At 63.5% G+C, this 26,875-nt stretch carries 21 protein-coding genes and 3 rRNA genes; 6 read left to right on the top strand and 18 right to left on the bottom strand.

Annotated elements, in window-relative coordinates; all coding sequences use genetic code 11:
• Window positions 1–2: 2 nt before the first annotated feature.
• The 8 genes from LFT49_RS05350 to LFT49_RS05315 form a co-directional block, all read right to left on the bottom strand.
• Entirely contained in the window at window positions 3–1,751 is a 1,749-nt protein-coding gene (locus tag LFT49_RS05350) for an acetyl/propionyl/methylcrotonyl-CoA carboxylase subunit alpha (protein WP_237429958.1), read from the bottom strand.
• Window positions 1,744–3,423, bottom strand: coding sequence for a 5-oxoprolinase/urea amidolyase family protein (locus tag LFT49_RS05345; protein ID WP_237429957.1), 1,680 nt, complete (start codon window positions 3,421–3,423; stop codon window positions 1,744–1,746). Before LFT49_RS05345 ends, LFT49_RS05350 begins: the two co-directional genes overlap by 8 nt.
• Window positions 3,424–3,425: 2 nt before the next feature.
• Window positions 3,426–4,184 (bottom strand): LamB/YcsF family protein, encoded by a 759-nt coding sequence (locus tag LFT49_RS05340; protein ID WP_237429956.1) that lies wholly within the window; start codon window positions 4,182–4,184, stop codon window positions 3,426–3,428.
• 356 nt (window positions 4,185–4,540) lie between these two features.
• The gene (locus LFT49_RS05335) at window positions 4,541–5,830 is read right to left on the bottom strand and encodes an ISL3 family transposase (protein WP_237429206.1); all 1,290 of its coding nucleotides are present in this window, start codon (window positions 5,828–5,830) and stop codon (window positions 4,541–4,543) included.
• A gap of 163 nt (window positions 5,831–5,993) precedes the next feature.
• The gene (locus tag LFT49_RS05330) at window positions 5,994–7,283 is read right to left on the bottom strand and encodes an ISL3 family transposase (protein ID WP_237428630.1); all 1,290 of its coding nucleotides are present in this window, start codon (window positions 7,281–7,283) and stop codon (window positions 5,994–5,996) included.
• Window positions 7,284–7,524: 241 nt separating this feature from the next.
• Window positions 7,525–7,641 (bottom strand): 5S ribosomal RNA (gene rrf / locus LFT49_RS05325).
• A gap of 170 nt (window positions 7,642–7,811) precedes the next feature.
• Window positions 7,812–10,941 (bottom strand): 23S ribosomal RNA (locus LFT49_RS05320).
• Window positions 10,942–11,438: 497 nt separating this feature from the next.
• Window positions 11,439–12,961: ribosomal RNA gene (locus LFT49_RS05315) — 16S ribosomal RNA — on the bottom strand.
• Together the 16S, 23S and 5S rRNA genes form the textbook arrangement of a ribosomal RNA operon.
• A 1,225-nt stretch (window positions 12,962–14,186) precedes the next feature.
• On the opposite strand from LFT49_RS05315, the gene LFT49_RS05310 reads away from it, so the two are divergent.
• The gene (locus LFT49_RS05310) at window positions 14,187–14,657 is read left to right on the top strand and encodes a hypothetical protein (protein ID WP_237429955.1); all 471 of its coding nucleotides are present in this window, start codon (window positions 14,187–14,189) and stop codon (window positions 14,655–14,657) included.
• A gap of 173 nt (window positions 14,658–14,830) precedes the next feature.
• On the opposite strand, the gene LFT49_RS05305 is transcribed toward LFT49_RS05310, so the two are convergent.
• Window positions 14,831–15,592, bottom strand: coding sequence for a PASTA domain-containing protein (locus LFT49_RS05305; RefSeq protein ID WP_237429954.1), 762 nt, complete (start codon window positions 15,590–15,592; stop codon window positions 14,831–14,833).
• A 66-nt stretch (window positions 15,593–15,658) separates the two neighbouring features.
• The gene (locus LFT49_RS05300; RefSeq protein WP_237429953.1) at window positions 15,659–16,918 is read right to left on the bottom strand and encodes a GmrSD restriction endonuclease domain-containing protein; all 1,260 of its coding nucleotides are present in this window, start codon (window positions 16,916–16,918) and stop codon (window positions 15,659–15,661) included.
• Window positions 16,919–17,315: 397 nt separating this feature from the next.
• Here LFT49_RS05300 and LFT49_RS05295 point away from each other — a divergent pair, with 397 nt between their 5' ends.
• Window positions 17,316–17,708, top strand: a complete 393-nt coding sequence (locus LFT49_RS05295) for a VOC family protein (protein WP_236801299.1) — start codon at window positions 17,316–17,318, stop codon at window positions 17,706–17,708.
• On the opposite strand, the gene LFT49_RS05290 is transcribed toward LFT49_RS05295, so the two are convergent.
• Window positions 17,705–18,301 (bottom strand): SOUL family heme-binding protein, encoded by a 597-nt coding sequence (locus LFT49_RS05290; RefSeq protein ID WP_237429952.1) that lies wholly within the window; start codon window positions 18,299–18,301, stop codon window positions 17,705–17,707. The genes LFT49_RS05295 and LFT49_RS05290 overlap by 4 nt on opposite strands.
• A 65-nt stretch (window positions 18,302–18,366) precedes the next feature.
• Window positions 18,367–18,816 (bottom strand): DUF3592 domain-containing protein, encoded by a 450-nt coding sequence (locus LFT49_RS05285; protein ID WP_236821410.1) that lies wholly within the window; start codon window positions 18,814–18,816, stop codon window positions 18,367–18,369.
• A 193-nt stretch (window positions 18,817–19,009) separates the two neighbouring features.
• Here LFT49_RS05285 and LFT49_RS05280 point away from each other — a divergent pair, with 193 nt between their 5' ends.
• Both LFT49_RS05280 and LFT49_RS05275 read left to right on the top strand, forming a co-directional pair.
• On the top strand, window positions 19,010–19,471 hold the full coding sequence (locus tag LFT49_RS05280) for a MarR family winged helix-turn-helix transcriptional regulator (protein ID WP_237429951.1): 462 nt from the start codon (window positions 19,010–19,012) through the stop codon (window positions 19,469–19,471).
• Window positions 19,468–20,739 carry an MFS transporter gene (locus LFT49_RS05275; protein WP_237429950.1) on the top strand — a complete coding sequence of 424 codons (1,272 nt, stop codon included), beginning with the start codon at window positions 19,468–19,470 and terminating at the stop codon, window positions 20,737–20,739. Before LFT49_RS05280 ends, LFT49_RS05275 begins: the two co-directional genes overlap by 4 nt.
• 350 nt (window positions 20,740–21,089) lie before the next feature.
• On the opposite strand, the gene LFT49_RS05270 is transcribed toward LFT49_RS05275, so the two are convergent.
• From LFT49_RS05270 to LFT49_RS05245, 6 genes are all read right to left on the bottom strand, one after another.
• Window positions 21,090–21,440 (bottom strand): cupin domain-containing protein, encoded by a 351-nt coding sequence (locus LFT49_RS05270; RefSeq protein WP_237429949.1) that lies wholly within the window; start codon window positions 21,438–21,440, stop codon window positions 21,090–21,092.
• 137 nt (window positions 21,441–21,577) lie between these two features.
• On the bottom strand, window positions 21,578–21,964 hold the full coding sequence (locus LFT49_RS05265; protein ID WP_236801293.1) for a VOC family protein: 387 nt from the start codon (window positions 21,962–21,964) through the stop codon (window positions 21,578–21,580).
• Window positions 21,965–22,201: 237 nt separating this feature from the next.
• The gene (locus LFT49_RS05260; RefSeq protein WP_236801292.1) at window positions 22,202–22,525 is read right to left on the bottom strand and encodes a hypothetical protein; all 324 of its coding nucleotides are present in this window, start codon (window positions 22,523–22,525) and stop codon (window positions 22,202–22,204) included.
• Window positions 22,526–22,596: 71 nt separating this feature from the next.
• On the bottom strand, window positions 22,597–22,941 hold the full coding sequence (locus tag LFT49_RS05255) for an iron chaperone (protein ID WP_236821406.1): 345 nt from the start codon (window positions 22,939–22,941) through the stop codon (window positions 22,597–22,599).
• 8 nt (window positions 22,942–22,949) lie between these two features.
• Window positions 22,950–23,417: an SRPBCC family protein gene (locus tag LFT49_RS05250; RefSeq protein WP_236801290.1), complete on the bottom strand. Its 468-nt coding sequence runs from the start codon at window positions 23,415–23,417 to the stop codon at window positions 22,950–22,952.
• A 43-nt stretch (window positions 23,418–23,460) separates the two neighbouring features.
• Window positions 23,461–24,378, bottom strand: a complete 918-nt coding sequence (locus LFT49_RS05245) for a 2-hydroxyacid dehydrogenase (RefSeq protein ID WP_237429948.1) — start codon at window positions 24,376–24,378, stop codon at window positions 23,461–23,463.
• 286 nt (window positions 24,379–24,664) lie between these two features.
• Between LFT49_RS05245 and LFT49_RS05240 the strand changes: the two genes are divergently transcribed.
• Both LFT49_RS05240 and LFT49_RS05235 read left to right on the top strand, forming a co-directional pair.
• Window positions 24,665–25,906 carry an MFS transporter gene (locus tag LFT49_RS05240; protein ID WP_236801288.1) on the top strand — a complete coding sequence of 414 codons (1,242 nt, stop codon included), beginning with the start codon at window positions 24,665–24,667 and terminating at the stop codon, window positions 25,904–25,906.
• A gap of 256 nt (window positions 25,907–26,162) precedes the next feature.
• Window positions 26,163–26,816, top strand: a complete 654-nt coding sequence (locus LFT49_RS05235) for a hypothetical protein (protein WP_237429947.1) — start codon at window positions 26,163–26,165, stop codon at window positions 26,814–26,816.
• Window positions 26,817–26,875: the final 59 nt, after the last annotated feature.

The raw sequence follows: 26,875 nt of genomic DNA, 5'->3' as shown, positions 1-26,875 counted from the left end.
CGTCAGGAAATGGTGGTGAGCACCTGCCCGGGCCCGACGGCGTCTCCGGCGGCAGCGTACAGCTCACCGAGGGTGCCGGCACGATGGGCGGCCACGGCGGTCTCCATCTTCATGGCCTCGAGCACCAGCACCGTCTCCCCCTCCTCAACGCTGGACCCCGGCGCCGCCAGCCACTTCACCACGGTGCCGGCCATGGTTGCCAGCAGGTCGCCGTCGTTCTTCTCCGCCTGGGTCTCCGCGTGGCTCTCCGGAGCGTCCGCAGACCGGCGGCCGCCGCCGTCGAGCAGCGAATCCAGCAGCGCCTTGGGCAGCCCCAGCTCCATCCGCTTGCCGTCCACCTCGATGCCGATGGTCCGGCGGGGTTCCTCCGGAGCGGCGGGGCTGAACGCCGGATCCGCGTCGAGGGAGGTGGTGAACTCGTTTTCGATCCAGGTGGTGTAGACCCCCAGGGCATCCGTGCCGGTGAAGTCCGGGGCATCCACCACCGCGCGGTGGAAGGGCAGCACGGTGGCCAGGCCGCCGATGCGGAACTCGCGGAGGGCACGGCGGGCGCGACGGAGGGCCTGCTGCCGGTCGGCGCCGGTGACCACCAGCTTGGCCAGCAGGGAATCGAACTGTCCGGGCACCACGGACCCCGCGCGGACCCCGGTGTCCAGGCGGATCCCCGGTCCGGTTGGCACCTCAAACTCCGTTACCGCGCCTGGGGACGGCAGGAAGCCGCGGCCCGGATCCTCAGCATTGATGCGGAACTCGAAGGCGTGGCCGCGGGGTTCCGGATCCGCCAGGATGGGAAGCTTCTCCCCTGCCGCGATGGCCAACTGGGCGGCCACCAGGTCCACGCCCGAGGTTTCCTCGGTGATGGGATGCTCCACCTGCAGGCGGGTGTTGACCTCCAGGAAGCTGAGGAAGCCGCTGCCGTCCAGCAGGTACTCCACGGTACCCGCGCCGACATAGCCTGCCTCACGGCAAATGGCCTTTGCCGAGGCATGGATTTCCGCGCGCTGTTCGGGGGTGAGGAACGGCGCAGGAGCCTCTTCCACGAGCTTCTGGTGGCGGCGCTGCAGCGAGCAGTCCCGCGTGCCCACCACCACCACGTTGCCGTGCGTATCCGCGATGACCTGGGCCTCAACGTGGCGGGGCCGGTCCAGGAACTTCTCCACGTAGCATTCGCTGCGGCCAAAGGCCGCCAGGGATTCGCGGACGGCGGAGTCGAAGCTTTCCTCGATGTCGGCCAGGTTCCGGACCACCTTGAGGCCGCGGCCGCCCCCGCCGAAGGCGGCCTTGATGGCCACCGGCAGGCCCACCTGTTCGGCGAAGGCGCGCACCTCTTCAGCACTGTCCACCGGACCGTCGCTGCCCGGAGCCAGCGGGGCGCCGGCGCGGACCGCCACCTCGCGGGCGCTGACCTTGTCGCCCAGCAGCCGGATGGTTTCCGGGGAGGGGCCGATCCAGGTCAGGCCGGCATCCATGACGGCCTGGGCGAAGGCGGCGTTTTCGGACAGGAAGCCGTAGCCGGGGTGGACGGCGTCGGCGCCGCTCTTCGCCGCGACGGCCAGGATCTTTTCGATGTCCAGGTAGGTCTCCTGGGGCTTGGATCCTGCCAGCGAGTAGGCCTCCGTGGCGGCTTGGACGTGGAGCGCGTCGGCGTCGGGGTCCGCATACACGGCCACGCTTTCCAGGCCTGCGTCGTCGCAGGCCCGGGCGATCCGGACGGCGATTTCGCCGCGGTTGGCAATGAGGACTTTACGCATGGGAGCTTTCCTTAAGTGTTTCGGGCAGTGCTGCCGAAGGTGGTGCAGCGGCGAACCGCACGGTGGTGCCCGGCGGAAGTTGGGCGGCCTTGTCCAGGTCCGCGTGGACGACGACGGCAATCACCGGATAACCGCCTGTCACCGGGTGGTCGGAGAGGAAGAGCACGGGCTGCCCTTCGGGCGGCACCTGCACGGCGCCGCGGACGGTTCCTTCGCTGGACAGTTCGCCGTCGCGGCTGCGGCTGAGTGACTGGCCCTTCAGTCGCAGGCCGATGCGGTTGGACTGCGGCGTCACGGTCCACTCCTGTTTGAGGAAGTCCTGCAGGGTTTCGGAGCTGAACCAGTCCTGCCTTGGTCCGGGAACCACCCGAAGCACGGTGGCCTGGTCCGACTCCGGGAGGGGTGACACCTCCGGGTGGCCCACCACGCTGCCCGGATTGGCCGGCTCCACGGGCAGGACGGTGCCGGCCTCGAGCAGATTAGGGCCAACGCCTGACATGGTGTCCGTGGAACGGCTGCCCAAGGCTCCAGGGCCGCCGATTCCGCCGCGGACCCCCAGGTAGGACCGCAGCCCCCTCGTCGCGTTCCCTACTTTGAGCATCTCCCCCGCCAGCAGCGCGAAGGGGGCGTCGCACTCTGGGTGCCGTGCCGGCGTCGTGCCTCCTTTGCTGGCCGGCGTGATCTCCAGCGGAACCTCCGCGCCGGTCACGGCAAGGACCTGGTCGGTGAGGGCTTCCAGCTCGAGTCCGCCGAAGAGGAGTTCGATTCCCGCTGCGCCTTCGCGGTTGCCCACCAGGCGGTTGGCGCGGCGCAGGGCTCCGCGGTCCATTGCGCCGGCGCTGCTGACGCCCAAGGACGCGAAGCCGGGGCGGCCCAGGTCCTGGATGGTGGCCTGCAGGCCTGGCTTCCGGACGATGAGGCCCGCGCCTTCTCCTGCCGGGAACTCCTCTTCTGCCGGCTGGTCTTCTGCCGGCTGGCGGGTTTCTGCCTGCTGCCCCGCCGTCACAATGGCCTGGGCCCGGACCGCGTTGAACCTGACGGTATCGCCGGGCCGGATCAGGGCGGGGTCCTCCCGTCCGAGGTCCCACATCACGGCGTCCGTGCGGCCGATCAGCTGCCAGCCGCCCGGTGACTGCCGCGGGTAAACCGCCGAATAGGCACCGCCCAGGGCGACGGCGCCGGCGGGCACAGCGGTTCGGGGTGACCGGCGTCGGGGAACCTCCAGGCTGGGGTTTTCGCCGGTGAGGTAGGCGAAGCCCGGTGCGAAGCCAGCGAAGGCGGCAGTCCAAAGCTGGCCTGTATGGGCGGCCACCACTGCCTCACGGCCCAGGCCGGTGAGCGACGCGACCTCGTCCAGGTCCTCGCCGTCGTACACCACATCGATGGTAACCAGCGCGCTCTGGATTTCCGCAGGCGCGTCGAGGTCAAGGCCGCGGACGTGCGCGGCAAGAGCCCCTATAGCCTGCGATGATTCCGCGGTGACCAGGACTGTGGCGGCGGCAGCAATGACGTCGATTTGGCCCGGCTGCGGGTGTGCGGTCAACTGGGCCTGGAGGCTGAGCACGGCGTCGAGGGACGAGAGCTCAATCAGGATGGCCCGGTCCCCTGCGGGGCGGATGCCGGTTACTTCCGCATGCGTGGCCTTACTGGCCTGCTGCTGGATGGCGGTCATGGCTAGGCGAAGCTTTGGATCTGGATGCCGGCGTTCTCCAGCGCGGAGCGGACGGCGGCAGCCATCGCCACGGCGCCGGGGGTATCGCCGTGCAGGCAGATGCTTTCGGCCTTGACAGGGACCAGCGATCCGTCGGTGGCACGGACCACGCCGTCGCCGGCCAGGCGCAGGACATGTTCGACGACGTCATCAACCTCATGCAGCACGGAGCCGGCTTCCCGCCGGGAGACCAGGGTGCCGTCCGGGTTGTAGGCACGGTCAGCGAAGGCTTCGGCGACGGTCCGCAGCCCGGCGGCGTCGGCCTGGCGCTGGATTTCGGAGTTGGGGAGAACCATGAGGGGGAGGGTGGGGTCCACGGCGAGGATGGCGGCGACGACGGCGCCGGCCTGCTGCGGGTGGTTCACGATCGTGTTGTACAGGGCGCCGTGGGGCTTGACGTAGCGTACGGCGGTCCCGGCGGCGAGAGCCACGGCCTGGACGGCGCCGATCTGGTAGACGACGTCAGCAGTCAACTCTGCGGGGGTCATGTCCACGAAGCGACGGCCGAATCCTGCCAAGTCCCGGTAGCCCGGGTGGGCGCCGACGGTGACGCCGGCCTTCACGGCTGCCTGGCACGTGGCCATAATGCCCACAGGGTCGCCAGCGTGGAAGCCGCACGCCACGTTGGCACTGGACACGCTTTCAAAAATGGCGGCGTCATCGCCGAAGGACCAGTTCCCAAAGGACTCGCCGACGTCGCTGTTCAGGTCGATGCTGGGCATTGTGATCTCCGTCTCGGATTGGTGTCCTTCAAGAATGCCCTAAAAACTCAGATTGTTCAACAATCCGCAGCCCCTATTTCCTACTCTCCCCCGACGCCCGCTCACTTTTGGCAGGTTTTCCCCCGACGCCCGCTCGCTTCTGGCGGGTTCTCCCCCGACGCCCGCTCACGTCTGGCAGGTTCTCCCCCGACGCCCGCTCACGTCTGGCAGGTTTTCCCCCGGCCCCCGCTCACATCTGGCAGGTTCTCCCCCGGCCCCCGCTCACGGGGCATGGACAGAGGTGAGCGGGGGTTGATCGCTTACCCGTCAAAGGGGCTCTTCGCGGTTCGTGGGGAAATGGATCCCTGGAATGAGCGTCATGCCGCCGTCCTGACGGCACTTCTCAAGAGAATAACCGATTTGTAGTTGGCGGCGTTGCGGTACCCGCGGGCGGTTCGTTTGATGTTCTTGATTGCGGTGTTGTTCGCCTCGACCTTGCCTGTCGTGGCGCCGGTAATGATCAGCACCTCGATCTCCTTCCACCACCGGCAGACTGTACGGTACAGCCTGTTCGTCTCCGGCCGTGCGGCTTCCTTGACCAGCTCCTCGAGTACCTGCTTGGCCGCCGCGGCGTCCTCCAGGGAGCCGGTGCGCAACAGGGCGCGGAGTTGTTCCTTGACCTTCCAGACGGCCTGGAGGGTGCCGGTTGGATCGTCCAGGGCGAACACTTCCTCGAGTCGGAGGGCGGCCCTACACGTGAGGGTGTCACCGCCGCGCAGCAGGAGCATGCGGTGGGCCCAGGCCTTGTCGATGGCCCTGCCGCGGCGGCCCTTGACCTGTTGGGAGAGGTTCTGCCTGGTCTCAGTCATTGCCTGGTTGGCCAGCGAGATCAGGTGGAAGTGATCGACGGCGACAGCAGTGCGGGGAAGCCACATCCGTAAGGCTTTGCGGAACGCCGCGGAGGGGTCGATTGCGACGACCTGCACGGCCAGCCGCCACTGCAGGGGCCGGGCGAACAGCCAGTCCCCGACGCCCTTGTGGTCTCGGCCGTCGACCACGCCGAGGACTTGGCCGGTCTCCAGATCCACGATGGTTGTCATCCACGGCTCGAACCGTGTCCACGCCTTCGTGGTCGGGTCCTGGAAGTAGCGCACGGACCGGAACCGGTGTTCATCAATGCCCAGCATCCGCGGACTGAGCTTGTCCACGTCGGGCAGCCGCAGCAGGCAGGCCTCGGTCACCGCAGCCCGGACCATCCACCAGGACACGGCGAAGCCGGCAGCTGTCTCCGAGAAAGCCCTGCCGGAGCGAATGACCGCGTCCACGAGCTGGTCCCGCAGCCGGCTCGTCGACCGGGCACGGCGCGGCACTTGCGGCGTGGATTCGAAGAACGAGAGCCGGTCGCACGCTGACTCTTCGCAGTACCAGCGGTACTTGGACCAGAGCACGTCCACCGGCCCGGCGACGGGAATATCGCGGAGCCGTTGAAGGCGGCGTTCCTTCCGCCGGGAGGCAATGACCCCACAGCTCGGGCAGCCCGGTAGCGCGTCAGTTTCGACGATGACCTGACGGCGGCCAGCGGACATGGTCGTGGAGATGACACGGTAGTCGGGCAGGTTGAAGAGGATGGTGGCAGCATCGGCTGCGACCCCGGTAGGCTCGTTCAAGGCTCGTGGTCCTGTTCCAGGTTGAATGCTTAGACACACTCATCCCAACAGGGCCACGGGCCCCTTTGTCTTCAACGACACGAACTCAATTCCCCATCAACCGCGAAGAGCCGTCAAAGGGGCTCTTCACGGTTCGTGGTGAATGTTCTGCCGTGAAGGATGTTCATGCCGCTGTTCTGGCGGCACTGCGCAACAGGATACGCGTTTTGTAGTTGCGTGCGTTGGTGAATCCCCGGCCGGTCCTCTTTATGTGCTTGATCGCGGTGTTGTTGGCTTCCACTTTCGCGGTTGTCGCACCGGTGACGATGAGCACTTCGATCTCTTTCCACCAGCGGCAGACCGTCCGCCAGAGCCGGTTGGTTTCGGGCTGCGCGGCTTTGACAACCAGTGTCTGAAGCTGGTCTTTCGCGGCGGCCGCGTGGGCGAGGGACCCGGTGGTCAGCAGGGCGCGGAGCTGTTCCTTGACCAGCCACGCGGCCTGCAACTTCCCGGTGGCGTCGTCGGTGTCGAACACGGTGCTGAGCCTGTTCCGTGCCCGGTCCGAGAGTGTGTCCCCGGCCCGCAGGAGCAGTCGCCGATTTGCCCATACCGGGTCGATGGCGCGTCCCCGCCGGCCATGAACCTGCTGCGTGAGGCGCTGCCGGACTTCGGTGAGCATGTCGTTGCCAAGCTTGACCAGGTGAAATGCATCGACTGAGACAGCGGTGCGTGGCAGCCACATCCGCAGGGCTTTGCGGAAAGCGGCGGATGGGTCGATGGCAACGACCTGCACGCCCAGGCGCCATTCGAGCGGACGGGCGAAAAGCCAGTCCCCGACGCCCTCACTGTCGCGGCCGTCAACGATCCCTAGGACTTGTCCGGTGTCAAGATCGACGATGGTGGTCATCCATGGTTCGTAGCGTTTCCAGGCCTTGGTGGCCGGGTCGCGGAAGAACCGCACGGACCGGTAGCGATGTTCATCGATGCCGAGCATCCGCGGTGCAAGGGCGTCGACATCGGGCAGCGTCAGCGCCGCAGAGTCCAGGGCCCGCTGCACGAGCCACCATGAGACTCCGAAAGAAGCGGCGGCCTCGGCGGCTGCCCTGCCGGATCCGATGACGGCGGCAACCAGGGCCTCACGGAGCCGATGGGTGGACCGTGCCCGGCGCGGGACCTGGGTTGTTTCCTCGGTGAATGTCTGGCGCGGGCACAGGTACTCATCGCAGAAGAATCTCCGCTTGGCCCAGACCACTTCGACCGGCCCGGCGACGGGGATGTCACGCAGGCGTTGTGGCCGGCGGGAATGAACGCGGGTGCTGATGACGCCGCAGGATGGGCAGCCGGCCTCGGCGGTGGCCACGACTTGGATCCGGCGCTGCCCGAAAGCGAGGATCTCAGTATCGGTGACGCGGTAGTCGGGCAGGTTGAAAATTGCGGTGGCAGCATCGGGGCGCGGCGAAGTAGGCTCGATCAAGGCTCGTAGCTCCTGACTTGATGAATGCGTAGAGAACATCCATCACAGCAGGGCTACGAGCCCTTCAGCTTTCAAGACACGAACCTGTTTCACCATCAACCACGAAGAGCCGTCAAAGGTGAGCGGGGGTTGGTGTTTTACCCGCCGGAGGTGGGCTGGGGATTCTGGGTGGTGGTGGGTGGTTGTTAAATGTGGGAGGCCCCAACCATGTGGTGGTTGGGGCCTCGACCAGTTAATGATGTTCCGGCGGTGACCTACTCTCCCACACCCTCCCGGGTGCAGTACCATCGGCGCTGTGGGTCTTAGCTTCCGGGTTCGGAATGGGACCGGGCGTTTCCCCCACGCTATGACCGCCGTAACCCTTGTACCCGTCCGCCCGGGTCTGATGCCGGGGGTGGGAAGTCTTTGTGGTTACAACATTGTGGTGTTGTTGTATGTAGTTGTTGGTTCCGTGCCATTAACCCGTGGTGTTGGGGGTTGTTGGTTGGGAACCACATAGTGGACGCAAGCAGAGTTTGTATGTTCTGTGTGGTGTAAGTTGTTGGCCTATTAGTACCGGTCAGCTTCACGAGTCGTTAGTCCTCGCTTCCACATCCGGCCTATCAACCCAGTGGTCTGGCTGGGGGCCTCTCACACCCGAGGGTGTATGGAAATCTCATCTTGAAGCGAGCTTCCCGCTTAGATGCTTTCAGCGGTTATCCCATCCGAACGTAGCTAATCAGCGGTGCACTTGGCAGTACAACTGACACACCAGAGGTTCGTCCGTCCCGGTCCTCTCGTACTAAGGACAGCCCTTCTCAAATTTCCTGCGCGCGCAGCGGATAGGGACCGAACTGTCTCACGACGTTCTAAACCCAGCTCGCGTACCGCTTTAATGGGCGAACAGCCCAACCCTTGGGACCTACTCCAGCCCCAGGATGCGACGAGCCGACATCGAGGTGCCAAACCATGCCGTCGATATGGACTCTTGGGCAAGATCAGCCTGTTATCCCCGAGGTACCTTTTATCCGTTGAGCGACGGCCATTCCACAATGTACCGCCGGATCACTAGTCCCGACTTTCGTCCCTGCTCGAGATGTCTCTCTCACAGTCAAGCTCCCTTGTGCACTTACACTCGACACCTGATTGCCAACCAGGCTGAGGGAACCTTTGGGCGCCTCCGTTACTTTTTAGGAGGCAACCGCCCCAGTTAAACTACCCATCAGGCACTGTCCCTGACCCGGATTACGGGCCGAAGTTAGATGTCCAAAGTGACCAGAGTGGTATTTCAACGATGACTCCACCCGAACTGGCGTCCGGGCTTCAACGTCTCCCACCTATCCTACACAAGCCACTCCGAACACCAATACCAAACTATAGTAAAGGTCTCGGGGTCTTTCCGTCCTGCTGCGCGTAACGAGCATCTTTACTCGTACTGCAATTTCGCCGAGTTTATGGTTGAGACAGCGGGGAAGTCGTTACTCCATTCGTGCAGGTCGGAACTTACCCGACAAGGAATTTCGCTACCTTAGGATGGTTATAGTTACCACCGCCGTTTACTGGGGCTTAAATTCTCAGCTTCGCCTTACGGCTAACCGGTCCTCTTAACCTTCCAGCACCGGGCAGGAGTCAGTCCGTATACATCGTCTTGCGACTTCGCACGGACCTGTGTTTTTAGTAAACAGTCGCTTCCCCCTGGTCTCTGCGGCCCCGATCCCCTCCCACCAGCAATGTGGTGTTCAAGGTTGGGGCCCCCCTTCTCCCGAAGTTACGGGGGCATTTTGCCGAGTTCCTTAACCATAATTCTCTCGATCGCCTTGGTATTCTCTACCTGATCACCTGTGTCGGTTTGGGGTACGGGCGGCTAAAACCTCGCGTCGATGCTTTTCTCGGCAGCATAGGATCACCAAATCCCCCCATACGGGGGTCCCATCAGATCTCAGGCCATATGAATGGCGGATTTGCCTACCATTCGCCCTACATCCTTAGACCGGGACAACCATCGCCCGGCTCGGCTACCTTCCTGCGTCACACCTGTTAATACGCTTGCCTCCCGGGATCAGGTCCTGCGCTCCACCAAAACCCTTCACCCACAAGGGGTGTCAGGCAGGTTTCGGGCAGTTAGTATCCCCCGCTCAGCATGGGCGGTTTTTCGCCGGTACGGGAATATCAACCCGTTGTCCATCGACTACGCCTGTCGGCCTCGCCTTAGGTCCCGACTTACCCAGGGCAGATTAGCTTGACCCTGGAACCCTTGATCATTCGGCGGACGGGTTTCTCACCCGTCTTTCGCTACTCATGCCTGCATTCTCACTCGTGTAGGCTCCACCACTGGTTTACACCGCAGCTTCACCGCCCACACGACGCTCCCCTACCCATCCACACTCCTGAACCACGAAGGCTAGGACAACATGTGAATGCCACAACTTCGGCGGTGTACTTGAGCCCCGCTACATTGTCGGCGCGGAATCACTTGACCAGTGAGCTATTACGCACTCTTTTAAGGGTGGCTGCTTCTAAGCCAACCTCCTGGTTGTCTGGGCAACTCCACATCCTTTCCCACTTAGCACACGCTTAGGGGCCTTAGTTGGTGGTCTGGGCTGTTTCCCTCTCGACTATGAAGCTTATCCCCCACAGTCTCACTGCTGCGCTCTCACTTACCGGCATTCGGAGTTTGGCTGACGTCAGTAACCTTGTAGGGCCCATTAGCCATCCAGTAGCTCTACCTCCAGCAAGAAACACGCAACGCTGCACCTAAATGCATTTCGGGGAGAACCAGCTATCACGAAGTTTGATTGGCCTTTCACCCCTACCCACAGCTCATCCCCTCCATTTTCAACTGAAGTGGGTTCGGTCCTCCACGACGTCTTACCGTCGCTTCAACCTGGCCATGGGTAGATCACTTCGCTTCGGGTCTAGATCACGCCACTCACACGCCCTATTCAGACTCGCTTTCGCTACGGCTGCCCCACACGGGTTAACCTCGCGACGTAACACTAACTCGCAGGCTCATTCTTCAAAAGGCACGCCGTCACCAGAATCAGACTGGCTCCGACGGATTGTAAGCACACGGTTTCAGGTACTGTTTCACTCCCCTCCCGGGGTACTTTTCACCTTTCCCTCACGGTACTGGTCCGCTATCGGTCATTAGGTAGTATTTAGGCTTATCAGGTGGTCCTGACAGATTCGCACGGGATTTCTCGGGCCCCGTACTACTTGGGATACTCTCACAGGCGGTACAAACACATTACGGTTACGGGACTAACACCCTCTCTGGCCGGCCTTTCAAAACCGTTCACCTATGCGCGCACATCACACCCCACCAGCCCGGCAGAACTGGTATGGAAAGTCCCACAACCCCGACCATGCAACGCCCGCCGGCTATCACACATGGAACGGTTTAGCCTGATCCGCGTTCGCTCGCCACTACTAACGGAATCACTATTGTTTTCTCTTCCTGCGGGTACTGAGATGTTTCACTTCCCCGCGTTCCCCCCACGCACCCTATGTGTTCAGGTACGGGTCACCAGGCAACTCACGCCCCTGGCGGGGTTTCCCCATTCGGACACCCTGGGATCACAGTCCGGTTATCGACTCCCCCAGGCTTATCGCAGATTCCTACGTCCTTCTTCGGCTCCTAATGCCAAGGCATCCACCGTGTGCTCTTAAAAACTTGACCACAAAGATCAAAAACATTTTCGAGAGAACCACAGAAACTGTCCCGCGCACCCAAAGGCACACGAACCAGATCCAGGTTCATAATCTTGGAAATTGCTTCTTATACAAGATGCTCGCGTCCACTATGTAGTTCTCAAACAACAACCCCACACCACACACCCCACACACAAACCCCCAAAAAAAGGAGTCAAACACGTGCAGGAACGTCATGGCAGGGAAACCAGAAACAAACAAACCCGGGAAAACTCCCCGGCCCTGTTGCCTCAGGACCCAACAGTGTGCCAAACACTAAACCACCCGGAAACCCCCCGGCCCACCGTTCCAGAACCACCAGGGTTCGTACTAAAGAAGACCAAAAGACCAGACAGCCGCTATTTGTTGATATTCCACCCTTGAGCACCCGCCACGGAACAGTCGTCCGTGCAACGGGCCTTTACTCCTGACAACACACCCACCACCAACATGCATTGGCGACGGATCATTGTAGGTGCTCCTTAGAAAGGAGGTGATCCAGCCGCACCTTCCGGTACGGCTACCTTGTTACGACTTAGTCCCAATCGCCAGTCCCACCTTCGACAGCTCCCTCCCACAAGGGGTTAGGCCACCGGCTTCGGGTGTTACCAACTTTCGTGACTTGACGGGCGGTGTGTACAAGGCCCGGGAACGTATTCACCGCAGCGTTGCTGATCTGCGATTACTAGCGACTCCGACTTCATGGGGTCGAGTTGCAGACCCCAATCCGAACTGAGACCGGCTTTTTGGGATTAGCTCCACCTCACAGTATCGCAACCCTTTGTACCGGCCATTGTAGCATGCGTGAAGCCCAAGACATAAGGGGCATGATGATTTGACGTCGTCCCCACCTTCCTCCGAGTTGACCCCGGCAGTCTCCCATGAGTCCCCGGCACTACCCGCTGGCAACATGGAACGAGGGTTGCGCTCGTTGCGGGACTTAACCCAACATCTCACGACACGAGCTGACGACAACCATGCACCACCTGTAAACCAACCCCAAAGGGGAAGGACTGTTTCCAGCCCGGTCTGGTTCATGTCAAGCCTTGGTAAGGTTCTTCGCGTTGCATCGAATTAATCCGCATGCTCCGCCGCTTGTGCGGGCCCCCGTCAATTCCTTTGAGTTTTAGCCTTGCGGCCGTACTCCCCAGGCGGGGCACTTAATGCGTTAGCTACGGCGCGGAAAACGTGGAATGTCCCCCACACCTAGTGCCCAACGTTTACGGCATGGACTACCAGGGTATCTAATCCTGTTCGCTCCCCATGCTTTCGCTCCTCAGCGTCAGTTAATGCCCAGAGACCTGCCTTCGCCATCGGTGTTCCTCCTGATATCTGCGCATTTCACCGCTACACCAGGAATTCCAGTCTCCCCTACATCACTCTAGTCTGCCCGTACCCACCGCAGATCCGGAGTTGAGCCCCGGACTTTCACGGCAGACGCGACAAACCGCCTACGAGCTCTTTACGCCCAATAATTCCGGATAACGCTTGCGCCCTACGTATTACCGCGGCTGCTGGCACGTAGTTAGCCGGCGCTTCTTCTGCAGGTACCGTCACTTACGCTTCTTCCCTACTGAAAGAGGTTTACAACCCGAAGGCCGTCATCCCTCACGCGGCGTCGCTGCATCAGGCTTTCGCCCATTGTGCAATATTCCCCACTGCTGCCTCCCGTAGGAGTCTGGGCCGTGTCTCAGTCCCAGTGTGGCCGGTCACCCTCTCAGGCCGGCTACCCGTCGTCGCCTTGGTAGGCCATTACCCCACCAACAAGCTGATAGGCCGCGAGTCCATCCAAAACCACAAAAGCTTTCCACCAACCACCATGCGATGATCAGTCATATCCGGTATTAGACCCAGTTTCCCAGGCTTATCCCAGAGTCAAGGGCAGGTTACTCACGTGTTACTCACCCGTTCGCCACTAATCCACCAGCAAGCTGGCATCATCGTTCGACTTGCATGTGTTAAGCACGCCGCCAGCGTTCATCCTGAGCCAGGATCAAACTCTCCGTTGAAAACAAACAGACACAACCACAACCACCGGAAATAACGGCGACCACGGCTGCACAAAATTTGAAACCAGCCAAAAACACCATGCACACCACGGGGTGGCGGCACAGCACAATCAACCAATCACATTACATAATCGGTATCAACAAACTTGGCACACTATTGAGTTCTCAAACAACAGACACACCCGGCACCACCCAAACCAACGTTCAGGATCGCTCCGGAGCAACTTTTCAAACTTACCCGATCCGGCCCGGCTTTGCAAACCACGTTCCCGCGTCCAAAACCACCAGAATCAGCCCCCACCCACACAGCACGCCACAAAAGCGAACCATTTCCAGGCCGTTCAAAAAAGGGGGGTTGGCCGCTATCTTTCCGCTTCAGCGGCGGCGACTCAGAAAACAATACCCCCACACAACCCCCACCGCAAATCGGCCGTTTCATCCGCAGGATCCGCGGAATCCAGGGGCAGGAAGGGTCATTGGCGCACCCAGGCCGCGCGCCGCCGTCGTAATTCCCCTGTGTGGTCTCCGGCACAGGTGGCGTACCCCGCCGTCTATGCCCACGACCAAGTAGCCCTCCCAGGGGAAACACGTAGTGATTACTCGAGCCGTTGGAAACGGTTCGAACCTAAAGTGATGACTGGAGCTGGCGGCGAAGGTGTTCGCCCGAGACCACGAACGCCTCCCCCAGCCGCCGCCAGCTCCGCACATGACACGGGAACAGGAAAGACGTCCGGCCAGAGCGAACCTCAAGATTGCGGCAATTAGTCCCGATATCGGACAGAGTGCCTTTCGCGTCATCCCTGACGTTCCTAGAGTGTCACTACGGCAATGGCCAGGGGACCGTCCCCAATGGACCAAGCCAAGGGGGACATATGGGCGCAGGTATTCCGAACGCCAACGCGGAAGCCTCCGTCGTGCCGCGTGCGAGGGGTGGAGTTCCTCTTCCTGCCCCGCCGAGGAAGCCCTTGGCAAGACCTCGCGCCATCCAGCAGAATTCCGCTTCCATGCGCAGGGAACATGAAGTACAGCGGCTGATCCGTGACCTCGGCGCCCTCGCAGCCTCGCATAGTCCCCAGACCCCCTAGGACCAAGTCCCGTACGACGCTTCCAACGCGATGGAGGCTGATAAGACCTGCCCGTCCGCCGTGTCCCGGTTCCAAAGACCCTGTTTCCCCACTTTCGCCCGCCCTAGTCTGGCGTCATCGATCACATCAAGGAGGCATTCATGCGCACAGCAGAACCAATGACCGACACCGAGCGGATCCATCGTCTCTCCGAGAACCTCCTGACTCAGTTGTCGAGGGGCAGGGAATGGGCCACGCCGGGCGTCCAGGCTGCGCTCCAGAGAGCAGTGGCCGGGCTGGATACTGGCATTGAGACTGCCTCCCCGCGCCTCCAAGCCATGTTGCGGCGGCTGGCGGATGAGCTGGCCGGAGGAGTAGAGACTCTCACGCCCCGGGTGCAGGAACAGCTGAAGCGCGTCGGCCCGAAAGTGTCTGTGCCGGCGCCAGTACAGACACGACGGCCCGCCGCCAAGGTGTGGTTGTGGATTCTCGGGCTCGCTGCCCTGGCGGCAGGGGCGGCCGTCTGGCGCTCGGCCCAGGCGTCAAAGCAGAAGCCAGCCCCGTCGAGTGAGCAGGAAGCCGGCGGCAACGATCCTAATGTCGACGCGGACCTGACCCCGGGACGAATGTAGGAGCGCCTGTTGGGGAGCCCGCAGGCGAAACCTCCGCGGGCCGCGAGGCGGGTGCCGAGGGCAACGGGTCACTGCCCACACGGACCAAGGTCGCCGGGGATGACCCTCTAACGAGACGAGCCGCGGATGTTCCCACCAGAACAGGAAGCATCCACGGCTCGTCCCTGGGGTAACTACTGACGCCAGCGCGAACGTGAATCTGTAGCCGACGGTTTGCAGGTGTACGTGGCTCCCTTGGCACTCAGCCCGACTGCACCCGCGGGTGAACAAAAAGCACCGGGTGTAACGCCCCCTGCCGGGGCGGGTGCCTGAGCAGGTCCCTGTGCGGCCTTCTGCGCCGCAGCCGCTTGCTCGGCGGCTGCCCTTGCAGCTGCGTCCCGTGCGGCTTGATCCGCTGCGGCTTTTGCCGCGGCAGCCTGGTCGGCCGCGGCCTTGTCGGCGGCCGCCTTGTCTGCAATAGCTTTGTCCGCAGCAGCCTTATTAGCTGCAGCCTTCGCGGCTGCTGCCTGTTCCGCAGCGGCCTTATCAGCCTCAGCCTTTTCGCTGGTGGCTTTCTCCGCGGCAACGTCGTCCAGGCTCTTGACGCCCAAGTGCACTGTGGATCCCTTTTCCGCCTGCGCACCGTTGGCAGGATCCTGGGTAACCACCTGCCAATTGCTCTTGACGATGATCGACTTACCCTTGACGCTGTCCACGGCCTCAACCTTGAAACCAAGCTTTTCCAACTGGTCCTTGGCCTTGTCCAGGGTCAGGTTCACCACGGCCGGGACCACGACTGTCTCCGTTGTTTGCGAAACGGCCGTTGCCGTTGCCGTTGCTGTCGGCTGCGTAGCCGCCTGCTTGCCGCCGCAACCGGTCAGCATGAGACCGGCCAGCACGGCAAGGGCCAGCGTCTTCTTCAACCTGCCAACTGCAGGAACTGTACTTGCTTTCACTTTTCCCCCTAGGAATGCGTGTGATGGTGATGAAAATTTCGCCCGGGTATTCCGGGAAAGACTGGCTTACTCGCAGGCGACACCGTCGGAGTCGCGATCCAGCGCGGGGCGGTAGCCCGGCTGGCCGGCGTAGATCGGTGCAGCTCCTGCGGCCCTCGCCGCACTGCAGTTCGCGTAGTAGGCAGCAGCAGGTGCCGGAGCAGGCGCAGCAGGTGCCGGAGCGGCCGGGGCCGGTGCAGGCGCAACGGCCGCCGGCGCGGGAACCGGGGCAACAGGCGCAGGTGCCGGCGCAACTGCCGCAGGTGCAGGTTCAGCCGCAACAGGGGCCGGAGCCGCAGCCTGCTGGTTTGTCGGGGCCAACTGGCCAGCGCAGTCGCCCAGGATCCGGGCCATAGCGTCGTGTTCGGCCTGGGTGACCCACAGCGAGTACGTCGCCTTCACGGAGATCTGGCGCGCCACGTACTCGCACCGGAAGCCCTTGTTCGGTGGCAGCCAGGTGGCCGCGTCGCCGTCGCCCTTCTTGATGTTGGTGGGCCCATCGGTGGCCTGCAGGTTCAGCGGGTCATTCGCAAACGCCGTCCGCTGTTCCGGGGTCAGCTGCTGGGCGCCCTTTTGCCACGCATCGCTGAGCGCCACTACGTGATCGATCTGCACGGCGCTGCTGGTGCCGGAGCCCCGAACAAAGCTGATGGTGGTGCCCGTGTAGGGATCCGCGAGGGTGCCGGACTGCACCTTGCACGGCACACTGTTCGTGTACGTGATGCCGGTGAGGTCGCGCTTGAGGATGTCGTTGCGGGTATCGCAGCCGTTGCGGTCAACGTCCGCCCACGCTTGGCCGAACCGCGCCCTGTCATACCCCGTCTTTGGGGCCCGGCCCTTGATGGGAAGGGTCGCCAGCACATCCATTGCTTTGGTGGCATAGGCCGGCTGCGCGTTCGGCGCCGTGGCAGTGACGCCGGCGGCAAGGACGTACGGATTCTCCGGGTCCAGCGGTTCCCCGGTTTCCTGCGCGGTGGGAGTTGGCGCGGACGACGGCGACACCTTGGGTGTTGCGGTGGGGCTTGCCTTCGCCGGGGCTGCCTTGGCCGTGCTCTCCGACGATGCCGCCTCAAGGTCCGCGCTGGCAACACGCGGCAGGGCGACGGCACCACCAATGAAGAGTGCCAGCGACGCAACGACAGCGACAGCGCCGGCCTTCCGGTTCGCTGGAAGCCAAGCCCACGAGCGGCGTCCCGTGAGGAGGACATACAGGCCGGTGAGTGCGAGTGAAATGGCCAGGACGACCAAGGCAGCGCCGAATCCGCCGCTTGCTGCTCCGAGGAGCATGAACAAGGCGGTAATAGCGCCAACAATAAAAGTTGAAGCGCGGGGTTTCCGCGGCGGCTTCGGTGCCGGCGCGAAAGAGGCAAACCCGGGAAGGGTTTCGTAGTCGGACATTCATTCCCCGTTTATGAGGGGCGACAATTGCTGATGCCCCTTCATTTGCCGGGCCTGCTGCTAAGCCTGGCAAAACTCATCACCGAGGAGCCTATGCGTCCTGCGAGGCTGGAAAGCTGCGCGGCTGCGATACTCGGCGAACATTCAGCCAGTCTTGATGCGACCTTGAGGAAAGGTGTCGCAATTGGCATTCGGGGCTTAACAATTAACCGCGATGTTCACGACGGCGATGCCCCACATGTGGCTGCCATTCCCCGCAGCAAAAAGCAGGGATAAAGTGGCCCGCATGCAAATGCGCCTTGAAGTTGTCCAGGTCCCGGTGTCCGACGTCGACAGGTCCAAAGCGTTCTACACAGAAAAGCTGGGCTTCATCCTGGACCACGACGTGGAGCACATCCCCGGCATGCGCGTGGTCCAACTGACTCCCCCGGGCTCGGCCGCATCGGTGGTCATCGGCACCGGGATGACCACCATGACGCCGGGCAGCCTGGAAGGACTGCAGCTGGTGGTTCCCGACATCGCTGCAGTCCGAAGCGAGCTGGTCCGGCGCGGCGCAGATATCAGTGAGATCCAGGACCTCGGCGGCGTCCTCTTCGCCTACTTCAGCGACCCGGATGGCAACCGTTGGGTGATGCAGGGACAGACGCAGCAGCACATCCGGGACGCCCACAAGGCCTAGGAAGAATCCGCCCCAGCCTCCCGCACGTCCTGGACGACTTCGTTGTGGCGCAGGAACCACGGCTTGAACGGCGGGTCGAAGCGGGCGAACCGGGGCGGCCCCACCGGCGTCAGTCCCGCCAGCGTAAGGGCGGCCTGCAGACCTTTGTTGCGCTTCTCAAACGCAGAGTCGGAGCCGCCGCCAGAGAATCCCACTACTGCGGCGAGGGAACCCGGCACCCCGCGCACCCTGACCTTTGGGTCGGTGGGTGCAGGGGCGGTTTCAGCCGTCACGCCCGCCGGGAGCACAAAGGCCACCGTGAATTCAGCAGGCTGTCCGGAACCGGGCAGCGGACCGCTTTGGAGCACCGGGGCGGTCATGGCCAGCTTCTGCGGGCCCAACCGCGGCTCCTGCAACACGGGGGCGGTCATGGCCAGTTTCTGCCGGGCAGTGTTGTTGCCGCTGATGTAGTTGAAGAGATACCGGAAGGCGGCGTTGCCGGCGCGGTCAAAGCTGGCTGTCACCGTCACCTCGGCCACGACATAGTCCGGGTAACGGCGCAGTTCAAAGTGCGGATAGCGCCGGACCAACTCATAGGGCTGCTGCTCGGTCATAGTGGAGCCGAGCTTACGCCGGTCGGACGGGCGCGGCCAGGCCGAAGGGCACTACCAGGCCGGGGTCACCCGACTCCCTTCGTTGCCCGCCTCCGGAAACGGCCGCGCACGGCGGAAACTCCACGCAGGACGGCAGCCAGGACCCCAATGGCACCGAAGATCATCGTCAGGAGAACGCCCACACCACGGAACCACACACCGTCACTCTCGTACCCCGCCACAATGGCCTGGCTCGGATCGTCTTCGGCATAAAGCACCGTTGCGTCGCCGCCAACTACGGGGTGTTGGTCATGTTCCACGGCCGCGAATGTCCGGTGAGGCGACCCATCCGCCGTCGTAAAATCCACGGTGATCCGCCGCTGGGAAGCCTTGGTGACATCGTCGAAATCCACGATCGTTCCGGTCGCCTGCGAACCCGTCCGCGCGAGCTCCTCATCAGCGTTGATCATCAGGCTGCCCACGACGATGAGGATTGGACCCAGGCAGAGGACCAGGACGGTCACCGCCAGGTTCACTATCCCTTTCCACGACAACTTCGATCCGCGGCCCGCGTCAGTTCTTCCCCCAGTCACGGGTCCCATTCTGCCGGAATATGTTGCCAAGCCCACGCTGCCCCCTATTGCCCTTTGGTAAGCAAGCGAAGCATAATAGTTAGCAGAACTAATTAGCATTGCTAAGGAACGTCCCGCAGGAGGCGCACCCGCTTACATGCCACCCACCCAAAGCAAAAACACCGCAACCGTCGACCCCACCGCTCCCGACACGCTCGCCATCGATCTCCGCACCGCCGTGATGCGCACTTCGCGCCGGCTCCGCGTCGAGGCCACCGGCGACGCCATCACCCCCGGCCAGTACACCGTCCTCGCCCTCCTGAACGGCAACGGCCCCAGCACGCTGCGGGACCTGGCCAAAAGCGAGCACGTCCAGGCACCATCCATGACCAGGATCGTCAACGCGCTGGCGGACCAGGGCTTCGTCACCAGAAGCGCCGATCCCGACGACGGCAGGCAGGTCCGTGTGGACATCACCGACGCCGGCAGGACAGTTTTGGAAGAGGCACGGAGCCAGCGGACCGCCTGGCTGGCCCAACGCGTGGCGGGCCTCAGCGAGGAAGACCGGCTCATCCTCAGCCGCGCAGCCCGCATCATGCAGGAAATGAGCGGCAAGTGAGCGCAATGTTCCGGGCCCTCGAAAACCCCAACTACCGCATTTGGGCCAGCGGTGCGATTGTCTCCAACATCGGCACCTGGATGCAGCGGGTGGCACAGGACTGGCTGGTGCTGACCGTCCTCACCGACCACTCGGGTGCCGCCGTCGGCCTCACCACGGGCCTGCAGTTCCTGCCCATGCTGCTGTTCGGCCCCTACGGCGGCGTGCTGGCGGACCGCTACCGCAAGCGCATTATTCTCATGTGGACGCAGCTGGCCATGGGGTTCACCGGCCTCGCCATCGGGCTCCTGGTGGTCACCGGCACCGCCCAGCTGTGGCATGCCTATGTGGCGGCGTTCTGCCTCGGCCTGGCCAGCGCGGTGGATGCCCCCGCGCGGCAGGCCTTTGTTTCCGAACTGGTGGGCCAGGAAAACATCTCCAACGCGGTGGCCCTGAACTCGGCATCATTCAACACCGCCAGGCTCACAGGCCCGGCTATCGCCGGCGTCCTCATCGCTTGGGTGGGCACCGGCCCGGTGTTCCTGCTCAACGCCGCCAGCTTCGCTGCCGTCCTGGTTTCGCTGTTCCGGATCCGTGTCACCCAACCCGCCCCCGCCCCAAAGGGAGAGCGCAACAAGCACCAGGTGGCCGAAGGCGTCAGGTACGTGCGCCGCAGGCCGGACCTGATGCTGATCATGGTCCTGGTGGGCATCCTGGGCGCGTTCGGCATGAATTTTCCCGTCATCAACTCGTTGATGGCCACCACTGAATTCAGCATGGGCCCAAGTGAATTCGGGCTCCTCGGCTCGATCATGGCCGTGGGCACGCTGGCCGGAGCCCTCCTGGCGGCACGCCGCTCCGGACCCCGGCTGCGGTTCCTGCTGGGCGGGGCACTGGGACTGGGAATCTTCACCATCCTGGGCAGCATTGCGCCAACGTTCTGGGTTTACGCCGCCATCCTGATTCCCGTGGGCTTGGCGTCCATTACCTTCCTGAACAGCTGCAACACCAGCATTCAACTCTCGGTGGAGCCGCGATTCCGCGGCCGTGTACTGGCCCTGTACCTGGCCATCCTCCAGGGCGGCACCGCCATAGGTTCACCGCTGGTCGGCTGGATCGGAAGCCAGTTCGGGGCCCGTTGGTCCGTCGCGGTGGGCGGCATCGTGGTGCTGCTCGCAGGCATCGCCGCCGTTGTCGCGGTCACCAGGCGGAACCGGCTCACCCTTCGGGGCGCGCTCCGCCTGGCCTTGGGTCGGCGCGAGCCCGCGGTGCAAGGGCCGGGCAGCTGACCGACCTTAGTCCCCCGATGCCGGCAGGAGCGCTGCGCGGCGGGCGATTTCCTCGTTGACAGAAAGCAGGAGTTGATTAGCGGGGCCGGGTCCATCCGAAGGGGTGGACTGCTCCAGTGCATGCCGCAGCAGGAGCAGGTCGGCGGCCGGAACGAGCGGCCAACGCCGGAAGGCATGGAATCCCCTGCCTTTTGCGGTGGTAGCGGGTCGGATTTTTCCGGTAGGCGGTTGGCCTGCAGCGTTCATCAGCAGCTCTCATGAGTGACTTGCCAGCTGACTGCTCAACCACGGGTAGGGACAAGATAACGAGAAGAGGGCGGTCACGCCACCCATTTCTACAAGCCGTGGATTTATGACGGGCTCTTCCCCACGATGTCCACCGAGATTTCGACCACCGGGGTTGTTCCCTTGTTCTCCAACCAGTGGGTAGTGTGCCGGTCCTCCTTCCAGCCCACACCGGGCCCATACTCGTTGACAGCGCCGTCCCGGTGCTCCGTGACAGTCCCCTGCAGGACGTAGACGGTCCCGGGCCGGCCCTTATGGTCATGGAGCGGGCCGAAGACGCCCCCCGGTTCGATGGTTATCATCCTCATCCGCAACTGACGGCCTTCCATGCCATCGATCTCGCCGCCAAGGTCGACAGTTGCCAGCAACTCCACCGCAACGCCCTTCGCATCAGGCACCGCTTCGTCCCCGCCCATTGCCCTTCCTTTCCTTTGCACCGCTTACGACGGCGGCGCCGGCCTGCCGCTGCCACGCACCCGGGTGCGGGTGCTTGGGCGGCACGTGCCGGCGTCGTACTTCTCTGGGCTGAGCCTGCAACTGCAGGCCCCGGCCGTCAAGACGGAATCGAGGAAATGTTGAGGATATTGCCCTCGCTGTCCATGAACCAGGCACCCTTGCCCATGCCTTCCATGGTGGCGATGCCGTTCTCGGTCTTCAGGCCCGGCATGTCGTAGTCCTCAAAGACCACGCCGCGAGCCCGCAGTTCTTCCACTTCCTTTTCCACATCATCGACGCCCCAGGACATCTGGGTGTTCTTGGCGGAACCTGCGTTGTCCGTCCGGTACAGCAGGAACCCCGTTCCCTTGCCGCACCGGTAGATCAGATTCTCGTTTTCGATGGTCTGTGCCGGTTCAAGGCCCAGCTTGTCCCGGTAAAACTCCCTGGCCCGGTCAATGTCCTTGGCAGGCAGAACAGCCATGAGTTCCTTATCTTTGAGCATGACAACAAACCTCCTTGCGGTGTGATGGCGTTGCTCTCCCCCGAAGACGGCCCGGCCCTCGCCGGACCTCGTGGCCGTCCTTCCCGCCGACTGCCGGGCGGCCACCCGAAACCCCGCTTTGAAGCGGTGGCAGCAGCCATCGAACGCGGGGTCCCCGAAGTCTACGAAGCCATTATGGAACCGAAAACCGCGGGGCGAAATAGGGGATTTTTTTGGGGCTGCAGCCGGGTCCGGCGGCTATTTTCGTGCCGCGCGGACGGCCTTGCGCACCGCAGAACCCGCCGCCGAGACAAGGGGAACCAGGCATACCAGGGCAGCTATGGTGTTGGGGCGGAAGGCCGGTTTTCCGTTCACCGTGCGGTAGACGCCGAGCGGCACAACGAAGCCGCCACCTCCTCCCCCGGACGCCCCTTCTTCTGATTCCGTGCCACCGCCGAAGCCGAAGGACACCAGCGCGACGGGCACGATTTCCTCGCCACCCAGGTTCACAGGGGTTCCATAGGCGCGGGTAACGCCCATGTTCTTAAAGGACTCGGCAAGGGATGCAAGAGTGTCAGCCATGGCCTTACCTTAGGAACTGCCAAGTCCGGGGAGAAGGTCCATAAGTCCCGCCGACGCTGTCAGCTCTTCCCCTACTTGCGGATTTCGGCGATTCGAAGCCGCACGATGTCCTTCACCACGTCCTCAGGAACAGGGTGGCCGGCGGAGAAGCGGATGGTGCCTTTGGACAGCGAAAAGCCTTCAAGCCGGTCCGCCACCGCCTCAACGACGTTGCCCGAGAACGGAAAGATGGAAAGGTGCGTTGCGGCAACCGCCACCGCGAAAAGCGGCTTTCCGTCCAACTTCAGGGCGGGCATCCCGTAGCTCATGCCCTCAGTAGCGTCAGGAGCCAGGGACCGGGCAACGCCGACCATGTGTTGCAGGCAGCCGCGGTCAGGTTCGTGCATCCCGGCCAGTGCGTCGTCCACCACGCCCATCGAAAGCGTCAGCCCTTCCTGGCCGCCACCGCAGATGCCAGCGCTGCCAGCCCCCGCTCATAGTCGGCACCCACCATCTTGTCCATGTCCATGAACAGGGCGAACACCTTGCCCAGGCCCTTGTTCTCCCCCGTCATCCGCCAGGTCACCTCCGTACCCGTGTCCACGGGGGTGAAGCTGAACGTCGTGGGATTCAGTGCCTTGAACGGCCTGGTGAACTGGAGCCGGATCCGGATCAGGCTGGCGGGTATGGATTCGGTGATCTCCATGGTGCCGCTGCCCGCCTTACGGTTGCCCCGCCACTCATACCCCGCGCCCTCTCCGGCCTGGCTGCCGAAGTAACGCCGGTTCATGGAGGGATCAATCGTTTCCCACGGGGACCAGGCCGCCCATTCATGGAAGTTGTTGACCAGCGGAAAGACCTCCTCCGGAGCAGCAGGAATCACAGCAGTACGGCGGACTTCAAAAGCGGACATGGCCCCAGCATAGGATCGGGAGCCACCACACTGAAGACCTTCGTTACGGAAGGACGACGTTTACCGGGTCCTTGCCTTCGAGCAGCAGCCCGATCTGCTTCCGGAGCAGCCGGACCATCCGGGGGAACATGGCAGAGCTGGCGCCGCCCACGTGCGGGGTGATGAGCACGCCGGGGGTGGTCCACAGCGGATGGTCGGCCGGCAGCGGTTCCGGATCGGTCACGTCCAAAGCAACCCGGAGGCGGCCGGTCGAGGCCTCGGCGAGCAGGGCATCGGTGTCCGCTACGGGACCGCGGGCCACGTTGACCAGCAAGGCCCCGTCCGGCATGGCCGCCAGGAACTTGGCGTCCACCAGCTTTTCGGTCTGCTCACTCAGGGGAACACTGACCACCACGATCTCGTGCAGGGGCAACTGCTCGTAGAGCGCATCGATCCCGTAAATGGTTCCGCGTTCGTCTTCCCGCTCCCGGCTGGCCACGCGGGTGACCTCGGTTTCGAACGGCAGGAGCCTTGCCTCGACGGCCTTGCCGACTCCCCCGTAGCCAACCAGCAGCACGCGCCGGTCTGCCAGGCTGGGGCGCTGGCTATTGTCCCAGGTCCCGGTCTCCTGGTTCCGGACAAAGTCCGGGATCCCACGCTGGGAGGCCACCATCATGCCCACGGCGAGCTCCGCCGTCGACGTCTCATGCACTCCGGCCGCGTTGGCGAACGTGACGCCTGCCGGCAAGACCGAGGCGACGCCGTCGTACCCGATGGACTGGCTCTGCACCAGGCCGACGTCGACTCCTTCCAATGCGGCGAGCGCCATCGGCTTGCCCATATAGGCCGGAACCAGCAGGTCAAACCGCCCTTCCGGTGCCGGCTCCGTCAGGTCCCAGCGGACAAACTCGACGCCGTCAATCGGCTCGAGCGCGTCAATGAGCCTTTGATCGGGCAGGCACACGCGCAACCGGGCGCTCATGCGGCGACCATCAGCTTGGTGTTTTGTGCAGGGCGACGGGTGCTCATGCGGCCTCCAGGGTTCCGGGCCCGGCTTCTCGTATCGGGCGTTGAAGTTCCACAAACTAACCTACCGGCAGATGCTCCAAGCTCCGTCTCCTTCACCATAAAACAGGGCCGCGTGAAGCAGTGACGGGGTACCGTGTCACGTCTGTGACAGGCCTTTTGGTCCGGTAAATTTAATGGAGGAATTGTCCGGCGAGCCGAGCCGCATTCCAAGCCCTCCCCCTTGAATGGACCGCACCCCCATGTCTTCCGCGATTTCCGCGCCGTCCCCTACCCGTTTTCCCTACGCCGCGATGGTGGTCCTTGCCACCATCGCGTTTACTGCCATCACCACCGAGCTCCTCCCGTCCGGGCTGCTGCCACAGATCAGCACCGGCTTGGGCGTGTCCGAGCCGGTAGCCGGATACCTGGCTGCGGCCTACGCCGCCGTCATTGTGGTCACGGTGGTACCGGCGGCGCGTCTGCTGGGGAAGATCCCGCGGCACGCCCTGCTGGTGGGTCTGGTCCTGACATTCGCGCTCAGCAACGCACTGGTGGGACTGGCGCCGGACTTCACCTCCGCGATGATCGCCAGACTGGTGGGTGGCCTGGCGCACGGATTGCTCTGGACCACCATGGCACCGTTCGTGTCACGGGTGGTGCCGGCGGACAAGGTAGGCAAGGCCCTGGCCATCGTGTTCAGCGGCAACAGCCTGGGCCTGGCCATCGGAGCACCGGTGGGGACGGCGCTGGGCGGGTTCCTGGGCTGGCGTGCCGCGTTCATGGTGCTCGCCGGGTTCGGCGTGGTCCTGACCGTTCTGGCATTCTGGCTGCTCCCCCGCGTCCAACGCATCAGCGACGCCGCCCGCCCCTCCCTGCGTAAGGCGATCGGCCAGCCCGGCGTGAAATCAGTGGCGGTCGCCTGGCCGCTGCTGGTGCTGGCCCACTTTGCCCTGTTCACGTACATCGCGCCGTTCATCCGTGAAGCGAACCTGCCGGACTACGCCACCAGCCTCTCCCTCACCGTTCTGGGCGGGTCCGGCCTGCTGGGCATCTGGATCGCCGGGCTCACGGTGGATTCCCGTCCCCGGCGTTCGCTGTTGCTGACGACGGCGGCAATCGCCGCATCGATGTTCCTCCTGCCCCTGGCCGTGGGGAACCTTCCCGTCGCCCTGGTGTTGATGACTGTCTGGGGTGCCGGCCTGGGCGCCATCGGTATCTACAACCAGTCCGCGATCCTGCGTGCAGGCGGCGAGTACAGCGAGGCAGCCAACGGACTCACTGTCCTCACCATCCAGTTGGGCATCACCGTCGGCGCCCTCTACGGTTCGGCCGCCCTGGTGGTTGGCGGACCGCTGCTGGTTCCGGCCGCCGCGGCGATCCCGGTGGTGGCGGCGTTCGTCATCACCCTTGCCGGGAAGAGGTACGCCTACCCTCCGGGCCCGCGGGAGCGGATCTGGCTGGAGCCCCGCCCCATCAACGACAAAGTCGAGGATCCCGCCTAGCCCCCGCATCGACTGCTCCCCAGGGTCTCCTGGCCTTCGCAAGCTTGCCCGGGCACCTGCATCGACTGCTCCGTAGATGTCGTTTTCAGCCTTCAGAACGACAAGTACGGAGCAATCGATGGTAAGAATTATGACAAATTAGTCACGAGATTCTTGGAAACCCGTAACCTCCATGACCTGGATTTCGATTCATTAAGTGCGGGGGCAACTCCGCGGAAGTTGAACGCAATCGCAAAATTCGTCAACGGAGGGTCTCATGTCTTTCTTCACCTTTTCAGGCAACAAGCTCGCCATGACCGTGCTGGCGGCAGGCGCGCTCGCGGTCGGCGGAACGGGAGTTGCCGCGATGGCAGAATCATCGCCGGACACGCCGTCCGTCCTTGCGGAAACGGAATCGCCGTCGCCGAGCCCCACGGCAACCGAAACTGAATCACCGTCGCCAAGCCCCACCGCGACGGAAACCGAATCCCCGGAGCCGACTCCCACGGAAACCGAGACGGAGGCTCCGGACCCGACACCAACGGCGACGGAAACGGAGTCGCCGGAGCCCGCCCCTACGGAAACGGCAGACCCTGAACCGTCACAGACATCCACGCCGGCAGGACCTGACGCTTTCGGCCCTGCCGCCTTTGGCCTGTGCAACGCGTTCACCAATGGCGGCCTCGGAACGACGTCCACGGCCTACGCAGCCCTGGTCCAGGCAGCCGGCGGGGAAGGCAGCGTTGGCGCCTATTGCGCCACTGTTGCTGCTCCCCGAGGCGGCGAGGACGGCAGCGATGAGACTGCAACCACCGAGCAGGGCCAGGTGCAACAACAGCAGGTAAAGGAGCAGCGCCAGGCTGCACCCGCCTGGAACGGCGGCGGCCACCAGGCCGCCGGCAATGGCGCCAAGCACGGCGGACATCGGTAGCCTGCCGGCGATGTGCGGTTGCGCCGGGACTTTGAATGTTCCGGCGCAACCACCCATCC

The sequence above is a fragment of the Arthrobacter sp. FW306-06-A genome (assembly GCF_021870055.1).
GTDB lineage: Bacteria > Actinomycetota > Actinomycetes > Actinomycetales > Micrococcaceae > Arthrobacter.
This window is presented reverse-complemented; position numbering and strand designations above follow the sequence as displayed.